Source organism: Ruegeria sp. CDSB117 (assembly GCF_059611005.1).
The window spans coordinates 36,635-44,895 of the sequence record NZ_JBXWOS010000026.1; the positions used below are offsets into that span (position 1 = coordinate 36,635).

General features: G+C 57.0%; 7 protein-coding genes. 4 read left to right on the forward strand and 3 right to left on the reverse strand.

The genetic code is table 11. From position 1 onward, the window contains the following. Nucleotides 1-264 precede the first annotated feature (264 nt). Nucleotides 265-984: an orotidine-5'-phosphate decarboxylase gene (gene pyrF, locus AC2FJC_RS20980; protein WP_496741352.1), complete on the reverse strand. Its 720-nt coding sequence runs from the start codon at nucleotides 982-984 to the stop codon at nucleotides 265-267. A gap of 149 nt (nucleotides 985-1,133) precedes the next feature. Here pyrF and AC2FJC_RS20985 point away from each other — a divergent pair, with 149 nt between their 5' ends. Next, complete coding sequence (locus AC2FJC_RS20985; protein ID WP_496724192.1) at nucleotides 1,134-1,454, forward strand: hypothetical protein; 321 nt, start codon at nucleotides 1,134-1,136, stop codon at nucleotides 1,452-1,454. A 127-nt stretch (nucleotides 1,455-1,581) separates the two neighbouring features. Further along, entirely contained in the window at nucleotides 1,582-4,200 is a 2,619-nt protein-coding gene (gene clpB, locus AC2FJC_RS20990; RefSeq protein WP_109310799.1) for an ATP-dependent chaperone ClpB, read from the forward strand. Nucleotides 4,201-4,262: 62 nt separating this feature from the next. Here the strand turns inward: clpB and AC2FJC_RS20995 are convergent, their stop codons facing one another. After that, nucleotides 4,263-5,189 carry a class I SAM-dependent methyltransferase gene (locus AC2FJC_RS20995; protein ID WP_496741354.1) on the reverse strand — a complete coding sequence of 309 codons (927 nt, stop codon included), beginning with the start codon at nucleotides 5,187-5,189 and terminating at the stop codon, nucleotides 4,263-4,265. 130 nt (nucleotides 5,190-5,319) lie between these two features. Further along, entirely contained in the window at nucleotides 5,320-6,135 is an 816-nt protein-coding gene (locus AC2FJC_RS21000) for a cyclase family protein (RefSeq protein WP_496741356.1), read from the reverse strand. Nucleotides 6,136-6,472: 337 nt separating this feature from the next. Between AC2FJC_RS21000 and msrP the strand changes: the two genes are divergently transcribed. Next, entirely contained in the window at nucleotides 6,473-7,375 is a 903-nt protein-coding gene (gene msrP / locus AC2FJC_RS21005; protein WP_496741358.1) for a protein-methionine-sulfoxide reductase catalytic subunit MsrP, read from the forward strand. A 4-nt stretch (nucleotides 7,376-7,379) separates the two neighbouring features. Continuing rightward, nucleotides 7,380-7,994, forward strand: a complete 615-nt coding sequence (gene msrQ / locus AC2FJC_RS21010; protein WP_282121295.1) for a protein-methionine-sulfoxide reductase heme-binding subunit MsrQ — start codon at nucleotides 7,380-7,382, stop codon at nucleotides 7,992-7,994. The last annotated feature ends 267 nt before the right edge of the window (nucleotides 7,995-8,261 follow it).

An 8,261-nucleotide genomic window follows, 5' to 3' on the forward strand; every position in this document is an offset into this window, starting at 1 on the left:
GGACCTCAGGAAGAGATGGTCCGCGGGGAGTATCACGTCCCCAGAATCGCGCAAATTCCGGGATTTAGATAGGATCCAGATCACACAACGAAAACTCGCATATTTCATGTGTGTTTTGGGGCACAGGGACGATTTGGCGCGGAATTGGCAAAAAGTGACGTTGGGTCAACTGCTTGAGCCGAAGAAACCGACAGAAATTGTCTGCGCGGACGCGGCCACCCGGCATCAAGCCCTAAAAAATTTTAGCCTGCAATGCGTCGAGAATTAAGCCCTGTTCGGTGCTTTTGCCTGCGGTGAGGACAATTCGGCTAGGATTGCCTCGGCAGCAGCTTTAGGGTCGTCGGCCTGATAGACGGGTCGGCCCACGACGATGTGGTCCACGCCATCTGCGACGGCATTTGCGGGTGTTGCAACGCGTTTCTGATCGCCAAGCGCGGCACCTGCGGGGCGGACGCCAGGGGTCACGATCAGGCGACCTTCGGCCTGGGGCAGGGCACGGATCAGCGCGGCTTCTTGCGGGCTGGCGATCACGCCGTCGGCACCAGCCTCAAGCGCGCGTGCAGCGCGTTCGACCACCAGATCCTGCACGTCGCCCTTTTTCAGAAGGCTGGCATCCAGGTCGTCGCGGTTCAGCGAGGTCAGGATGGTAACGGCTAGAATTTTGAGGTCTTTGCCAGCGGCCCCTTCTTTCGCGGCCCGAACCACATGCGGATCACCATGCACTGTCAGGAAATCCAGATCGAATTGTGCCAGTCCGCGAACGGCGTTTTCGACGGTGTTACCGATATCGAACAGTTTCATGTCCAAAAAGATGCGCTTGCCGTGTTCATGTTTCAGTTCATTGGCTAATGCCAGCCCGCCACCGGTCAACATGCCCAGCCCGATCTTGTAGAAGGAAACGCTGTCGCCCAGCTGTTCGGCCATGGCCAGCCCCTGCAGAGCGTTGGGAACATCTAGGGCTACGATCAGGCGATCATCGGACATGGGGCAAGCTCCTTTTTGGCAAACGTCTGCGTCCTAGCGGTTTCGGGCGGCTGTGTCCATGCAGGGCGCGCGGGTGATCGAGATCACGCAGCTTTGGGCCAACTGTGATATGGTGCCGACCATCCACAAGAATTTTCGATGGGGGAACTATGAAACAGGTTTTTGGTGTTGGGATTATTCTGATCTTGGTGGGATGTCAGGATATGCCACTAGAAAATGAGGCGGCAGATACTGTCATCAAATCTCCGACCAATGACAATTTGCGGTTGGTGGGGGGGTACCGTTCGACCGACGATGACTGCCAATTGACGGGTGAGACGTCGTTCACGGTCAATTTTCTGGATGATGCAGCAGACCTTGTTTCCTGCCCGACGGGCAGCGACGCCGCGCAATCGCTGGTGGACATGTACGCCGCGCGCGAGGTTGCGCAGACCGGAGGCTACACCGTCTATTCCATACCTCGACGATAAGTCTGAAATTGCGCGCCAGCCTCTTGAATGAACAAAGATATTTCCCAGATTGAATGTGAGGCCCAGACCGACGCGTGCCGCCAAGCGGGCGCATCACATTCAGGGCGCTTAGGAAAAGGAGAATACTATGGACTTGAACAAGTTCACCGAGCGGGCACGGGGATTCGTGCAGGCGGCGCAGACGATTGCGCTGCGCGAGGGGCACCAGCGACTGATGCCCGAACATCTTTTGAAAGCATTGATGGATGACGATCAGGGGCTGGCCAGCAACCTGATCACACGCGCCGGCGGCGCGCCGACCCGCGTGGTCGAAGCGCTGGACGCCGCGCTGTCTAAGATTCCGAAAGTCAGCGGCGATGCGAGCCAGATCTACATGGATGGTCAGACCGCCAAGGTTTTTGCCGAAGCTGAAAAGATTGCCACCAAGGCAGGCGACAGCTTTGTGCCGGTCGAACGCGTTCTGATGGCCCTGTGCATGGTGAAATCCAAGGCCAAAGAGGCGTTGGAAGCAGGTGCCGTATCTGCGCAAAAGCTGAATGAAGCGATCAATGACATCCGCAAGGGTCGCACGGCTGACACCGCATCGGCGGAAGAAGGCTATGACGCGCTCAAGAAATATGCGCGTGACCTGACCGAAGCCGCAGCTGAGGGCAAGATCGATCCGATCATCGGGCGCGATGAAGAAATCCGCCGCTCGATGCAGGTTCTGTCGCGTCGCACCAAGAACAACCCGGTTCTGATCGGGGAGCCCGGCGTGGGTAAAACCGCGATTGCCGAGGGCATGGCCCTGCGCATCATCAACGGTGACGTGCCGGAGTCGTTGAAAGATAAAAAGCTGCTTGCGCTCGATATGGGTGCGCTGATCGCCGGTGCGAAATATCGCGGTGAGTTCGAAGAACGCCTCAAGGCCGTTCTGACCGAGGTCACCGAGGCCGCCGGTGAAATCATCCTGTTCATCGACGAGATGCACACGCTGGTCGGTGCCGGGAAATCCGATGGCGCGATGGACGCCGCCAACTTGATCAAGCCTGCGCTTGCCCGGGGTGAGCTGCATTGTATCGGCGCGACCACGCTGGATGAGTACCGCAAATACGTGGAAAAAGACGCGGCCCTTGCACGCCGGTTCCAGCCGGTTGTGGTGCAGGAGCCGACTGTCGAGGACACGATCAGCATCCTGCGCGGCATCAAGGAAAAGTACGAGCTACACCACGGTGTGCGTATCTCAGACTCGGCTTTGGTGTCGGCAGCGACCCTGTCGCATCGCTACATCACTGATCGCTTCCTGCCCGACAAGGCCATCGACTTAGTCGATGAAGCGTCGGCTCGCTTGCGGATGGAAGTGGACAGCAAGCCAGAGGAACTCGATCAACTGGATCGTCAGATTCTGCAGATGCAGATCGAGGAACAGGCGCTGAAGCTCGAAGATGATGCGGCCTCCAAGGACCGTCTGGAAACCTTGCAAAAGGATCTGGCCGATCTGCAGGAGAAATCTGCCGAGATGACCGCCCAGTGGCAGGCTGAACGCGACAAGCTTGCTGGCGCGCGCGATCTGAAAGAGCAACTCGACAAGGCGCGCGCTGATCTCGAGATTGCCAAGCGTGAAGGCAACCTCGCCAAAGCGGGTGAGCTGTCTTATGGCGTCATCCCAGAGCTTGAGAAAAAGCTGACCGAAGCCGAAAATGCCGAAAGCAGCCAGATGATGGCCGAGGAAACGGTGCGTCCGGAACAGATCGCTAGCGTTGTCGAACGCTGGACCGGTATTCCGACCTCGAAAATGCTGGAAGGTGAGCGCGAGAAGCTGCTGCGGATGGAAGACGATCTGCATTCGCGCGTGATCGGTCAGGATGCGGCGGTCACTGCTGTGGCCAATGCTGTACGTCGTGCGCGTGCGGGCCTGAACGACGAAGGCCGCCCGCTGGGCTCGTTCCTGTTCCTCGGGCCCACGGGTGTAGGTAAGACCGAGCTGACCAAAGCCGTGGCGAACTTCCTGTTCGACGACGACAACGCGATGGTGCGTATCGATATGTCCGAGTTCATGGAGAAACACGCGGTTGCCCGTCTGATTGGCGCCCCTCCGGGCTATGTCGGCTATGACGAAGGCGGCGTGCTGACCGAAGCCGTGCGGCGCAGGCCCTATCAGGTCGTGCTGTTTGACGAGGTCGAAAAGGCGCACCCGGATGTGTTCAACGTGCTGTTGCAGGTTCTGGATGATGGCGTTCTGACCGATGGTCAGGGCCGTACCGTGGACTTCAAGCAGACGCTGATCATCCTGACGTCGAACCTTGGGTCTCAGGCGCTCAGCCAGTTGCCAGAAGGTGCCGACAGTGCGCAGGCCAAGCGTGACGTGATGGACGCGGTCCGGGCGCATTTCCGGCCTGAGTTCCTGAACCGTCTGGACGAAACGATCATCTTTGATCGCCTAAAACGGGCCGATATGGATGGTATTGTCGATATCCAGATGGCTCGTCTGCAGAAACGTCTGGCCGCCCGCAAGATCGAGCTGGTCTTGGACGGCGGCGCCAAGGAATGGCTTGCCGACGAGGGCTATGACCCGGTCTTCGGTGCACGCCCGCTGAAACGCGTTATCCAGCGTGCCTTGCAAAACCCGCTGGCCGAGGCTCTGCTTGCCGGTGAGATCAAGGATGGTGAGACCGTCCCTGTGACCGCAGGCTCAGACGGTCTGATTATCGGCGACCGGCTGGGTACGTCAGAGCGGCCCCGTCCGGATGATGCCGTGGTGCATTAAACCAAACAAAGGCCCGCCACACCGGCGGGCCTTCTTTTTTAGTCACTTCAAAAGCAACTTGTTCAAGCGGGTCGCAGTTGAACAAGTGAGAAAGATGAGGCGTCCAAAGAATCCATAGGGAAATCCATCGTCTCTGGACCCAGCCCCAATTCGCTCAAGTATTTTTCAGTCCCTCTGCGCCCAAATATGTGCTCGAGCACAGAAAACCCTTGTTCAGACGCGTAGGCGCTGACCTCACTGGGAGAGATGTTGAAACGAAAGGGTTCACCGACCCCGGCCACCGCATTTCCGATACTATCGACTTCTTGTTGTGCCTGCGACGCTGCAGCGGTCGAAGCGTATGTCGTCAGAAAACGCGTTTCATTTGCACCATTCGATCGGACCATTGTGTAGACATCTGCAACTTCGGGCGGTGCTACATATTCCAGCGAAACCTCAGCAATAAAGACCGTGCCCAGTTCATGGTCGTAACCGAGCGACTGCAACTTATCGAGCGTTGTCTCACGCGAGAAATCAACCGCTGTATATCGAACATTTGGTGGAACGCCAAAATTTGAATTGACCAAAGACCGCTTGGCTTCGATGGTCTCGGGGCGGTCGACCTCGAAAACTGGAATGTGGCTGTGACTGTTGGACAGCCTCAGACCCAGCGTATCTAGGCCCGCGCCAAGCACTACGATCTGACGTGCACCATTCTTGATTGCAGTAAGTGCGCGGCTTTGCATGAATGTCTTACGCCAAAGGACCGACGCGACGAGGCGGCGCGCCACTGAACGGTCATCGGCGAACTTGAGGACGGCATCCCAGTCGGTAGCTTGGTCAAGGACCTCGGGTCCCTCGGTAGAACCGTTGCGAAATAGCTGCTCGGCAAATGGGTCATAGAATACGCGTCGGTATGTTGGGTTGCGGTTGACCAAAGCGCAAAATGCGCAAACCCCAAGAGCGGTGCGGCTTAGTTCGGGAAAGGCACTTTGCGGAACATAAAACATGAAAAGCTCGCCTCCGTTGTTTGTATGATAAGATAGCCTGAATACTCTGCCAATTGGCAGAGTTCAGATTACCCGGTCAAAGTCGCCAGTCTTTTGGAGATAAGGCCCGCCAAGCAAGCGGGCCACTTTGTCAAACCATCGCAAAAATGCGCGCAGGCCCGCCGGTGCCACCGGCATGTTTTGGTGCACCGATCACCAGCGTTGCGCCAGCGGCCGGTACGCGATCCAGTCCCGCGATGTTCTCAATCCCGAAACGGCCGGTGGGCAGCCACGCATAATGGGTGGCGAAGTCGGTCGATATGCCGTGGTCCAGGGACAGCGTGTCCGATGCAATGGAGCGCGCCGCGGTTTCTTCGATCAGCATCATTGCGGCTTCGGGGTGGAAACCCGGGTAATGTTGTGCCTGACCGTCAAACCCGCGGTACTCGTCGCTGTCGGCTTTAGCGGCCCACCCGGAATACAGGGCTACGCAAGCGCCATCCGGAATGTCTCCGTTGGCTGACATCCATGCCTTCAGGTCATCTGGTGTCAGCACCGTATCGACATCCTCGGCTGCGCGGGCGGCAATGTCGACAACGCAAAGCGGTGCCACAAGATCGGACACGGGGATTTCGTCCACCGAAGCACCATCCGCTGAAAAGTGCAGCGGCGCGTCGATATGTGTGCCTGTGTGTTCATTGACTGTCAGGCGCTGCAGGTTAAAGCCGTGTTCGCCAAAATTGAAAACCTGTTCGGACGCATACCCCGGTTCGCCAAAATAGGTTGGGAAATCGGCACTGATCGTATGGGTCATATCCTCGACCTTACCCTCACCAGCGGCGAGGGCGAACGATGCACTGGTGCCAGTTGCGGCAACAGCCACACCAGAGGCAGCGGCAGCTTTGAAGAACCCTCTTCTAGAAAGCATACGGTCTTTGACCGCGTTCATCACACAGATGTCACACATTCGTCTTCTCCCTATAGTCTTTCCCGACAATCGGGTGGACAGCGGATCTTTGGGCCAGTCGGCCGATCCTGACAAGAAGACTGCAAGTTGCGCGAAGCAGTTGTAAAGATTGAAGGCCCGGGTGTACCGCCTGAATTGGGCGGGATGCGATCAACTTGGCGTGACAGGTATCAACGGTATTGCCGCAATTGGTTCCCGGGGATTGTCATAGGTAATTTGGATTTGATTTGGCGTGAAACGTTACAGTCTCTTCTCCCAATCGTGACGCATGTTGCCTTGGCGGTGTGGTATCAGCGGATTAACTGGAATCTCAGGCTAGCTTACCAAGGAGACTTAAATGGCGCATCGCTGGACCAATACACTGACACATGCCGACGTCACGCCACAGGCGGCGTTCTTGAACCGGCGGCAGGTGATGGCTGGCCTTGCGGGTGTCGGATTGGCGGGACTGGCCAGACCGGCGGCGGCGCAGGAAGTTCTGGAACCCAACACCTGGGAAGAGATCACCTCGTACAATAACTTTTATGAATTCGGGACCCGCAAGGACGATCCGGCGAAATATGCGCATACTCTGGTGACCGAACCCTGGAGCGTCACAATCGACGGTTTGGTCGACAAACCGGGTGACTATGATTTCAAAGACATCATGTCCGAGATGATGGTCGAAGAGCGCATCTACAGATTCCGGTGTGTTGAGGCTTGGTCGATGGTGGTCCCGTGGAACGGGTTTGAACTGGCTGATCTGCTGAATATGGCCGGTGTGCAGGAAGGCGCCAAGTACGTGGCCTTTGAAACAGCATACCGTCCCGATGAGATGCCGGGCGTTCAATTTCCAATCCTCGAATGGCCCTACCGGGAAGGTTTGCGCCTGGACGAGGCGATGCACCCACTGACCATCATGGCGACTGGCATCTACGACAAACCCATTCCCAACCAGAATGGCGCGCCTCTGCGTCTGGTGGTGCCGTGGAAATATGGCTTCAAGTCCATCAAGTCGATTGTTCGCATCACCGTTTCGGATGTTGAACCGCCCACCAGTTGGAACATGTCTGCCCCGCGTGAATATGGCTTCTATAGTAACGTGAACCCCAACGTGGATCATCCGCGTTGGTCGCAGGCCTCGGAACGTCAGATTGGCGGCGGTCTCTTTGCCAAGCGTATCCCGACGCTGATGTTCAATGGATATGAAGAAGAGGTCGCCGGACTTTACGACGCTATGGATCTGAAGGAATTCTACTAAGACCATGCAGACGCTGAATCAGATATTGCGCCGCATTCCGGTGTGGCTGGTCTACTTGCTGGGGGCGCTTCCGGCGCCCTGGCTGTTTTACCAGGGGCTGACCGGCGGTTTGGGCGTGGATCCGATTGAGGCGTTGGAACACCGGTACGGCGAACTGGCGCTTCAACTGTTGATCGTCGTGTTGGCAATTTCTCCGCTGCGGCGGTTCTTTGGGCTGAACCTGCTCAAATTCCGCCGCGCGCTGGGCGTGCTGACCTTTGCCTATGTCAGCCTGCATCTTTTGGTGTGGCTGGTGTTGGACGTGCAGCTTCCCAGCCAGATCTGGGCGGATATCTTGAAGCGTCCTTATATTACAGTCGGCATGGCAGCGTTTATCCTGATGATCCCGCTGGCGGTAACGTCAAACAACCTATCCCTGCGCAAATTGGGGGCCCGTTGGCGCATCCTGCAGCGGCTTGTCTTTCCCGCCGCGATTCTGGGCGGGCTGCATTATGTCATGCTTGCCAAGGGATTTCAGATCGAACCACTGGTCTACCTGTCTCTGATCGTTAGCCTGATCCTGCTGCGTATTCCGGTTTCCGGCCTGCTGACTCGGTTCCGCGCGGCCGATTCCGCCTGACTCGGTACCGACTCTGTGGGTAACTCTGTCTAATACTCCAGATTCGCTGCCAGCTACTCTGTCGATCGCTTTGTTTGGAATAGTCGTCTCTTAGTAATATATTGTTTTTATGCAATAAATTAAGAAAATTCGGTTTTTTGTAAGTTTGTCTAATTTTCTGCTTGCGGACTTATGCGGTTATACTTAGAACCCCCTTCACCGGCGCTGCTGAGGCGGTGCTGACGGGTCGGAGAGACGGCCGGACGCATCGGAGAGACGGTGGAGACG